The sequence below is a fragment of the uncultured Campylobacter sp. genome (assembly GCF_938031315.1).
Classification (GTDB): domain Bacteria; phylum Campylobacterota; class Campylobacteria; order Campylobacterales; family Campylobacteraceae; genus Campylobacter_B.
Genome location: NZ_CALHHT010000133.1, coordinates 1 through 1,410, shown reverse-complemented (window position 1 = coordinate 1,410; position 1,410 = coordinate 1). Strand labels below are relative to the sequence as shown.

1 protein-coding gene is annotated in these 1,410 nt (G+C 50.1%); it reads right to left on the bottom strand.

Features of this window, described 5'->3' with window-relative positions:
• A partial coding sequence (locus Q0236_RS03715) for a hypothetical protein (protein WP_297915255.1) occupies nucleotides 1-634 on the bottom strand: 634 nt, incomplete at its 3' end.
• Nucleotides 635-1,410: the final 776 nt, after the last annotated feature.

The following is a 1,410-nucleotide window of genomic DNA, read 5'->3' as shown; positions in this document are numbered from 1 at the left end:
GTTCACCCACCGCGTCGATGAGGTCGTGGTACTCCTTCGTTCGGCGCACCTCACCTAGAAGGCGCTTCCACCATCGGAAGAAGTCCTTCACCGTGCCCAGGAGAGATTCGAACATCCCCCAGAGCTTTCCGATTGCTTCGCTCAACCCGTCGACTGCGCCGTGCTTCTCCATGGATGCGTAGAGCTCTTTTGCTTCCTCAACCCATGCAGCAGCATAGGTCTCTGCGAGCTCCCAGATGGCGTGGCCGAGATCCTTGACCTCTGCAATGAAATCATTCAGCGCACTCGAGCCCTGGACGCGGTCGAAGAAATCCGACACCGCGCCGGAGAACTCCTCCCACTTTTTCTTTGCCGTTTCGATGTACTCGTTGAGCTTGTCCCAATACTCACCGAACGCCGACTGCTTGCCCTCCATGTGACCATAGTAATCGTCAATGAGGAGGAGCAGCGTGCTCACGAGGAGCATCATGCGAGTCAGCGGGTTCGCCTTCATGACAAGCGCAAGCCCTGCCAGTGCGGCGGTGGCTATTTTCACCCCCTTGGGAAAGCTCTCCCACATCCGCCAGAGGGCTTTCCCGACGCTCAGAACAAGCATCAGAAAATGCTTTCCGATGTTGATGATGTAGACGAGCATGCGCGCGGCTTTTTGAAAAAGAAAAACGCCGAGAGCGCGAAGCAAAAAAGCGCTAACACAGAAAGCGGCGCGCGGTAACCTTCCAGCGCCTCCGCGCCCGAAAAAATGGAAAAGCTCGCGCCGAAAATCAAAAATAAAAGCGCGGGCAGGCAGCAAAACGTCGCCGCGACCGCGCTAAAAATCGCGGCGAATATCAGCCACAGACTGCGCGCGCTGAAGCGATTTTTGTTAAAATTTTTTCGGTTTTGCGCCAAGGTTTCTTGCGCGGGATTTTCTAGTTCGGTTTTCAAATTTTGCCTTTAAGTATAATCTTAATAATCTTGTCGCACCCTCGTCGGCTTTAGGCGTGGAATTTTATCTGCAAATTTTACCGCTACCAAATTTCGCACAGAGTGGCAAAGAGGCGAAATTTTAAATTCCGCAAGCCGTAAATTTTAAAATTTCGCGCCGAAAAATTTCAAAATTTTGCTCGCTTTAAAATTTCAAAATTTCGCCGCCATGTCGCTCGCAAAATTATAAAAAATTCTAAAAAATTCTAAAATATAGCGCTAAAACAAGGCGCGCTTTTACGCGCTCCAACGCGCATAGTCAAATTAGGAGTGGCAGCACGTAGATTAGGGCATTTTTACACATTCGCTCAAAGCCGTCTGGTCGAAAGTCTTTTGCATGCCTACTTAAAAAAGCCCAAGCTGGCGCACCGCATAGCAAAACGCGAACCGCTACAACTCTTTCGATCTGTAATCGTAGCTGAAATCTTTCGGCGAGTAGTAATTAAG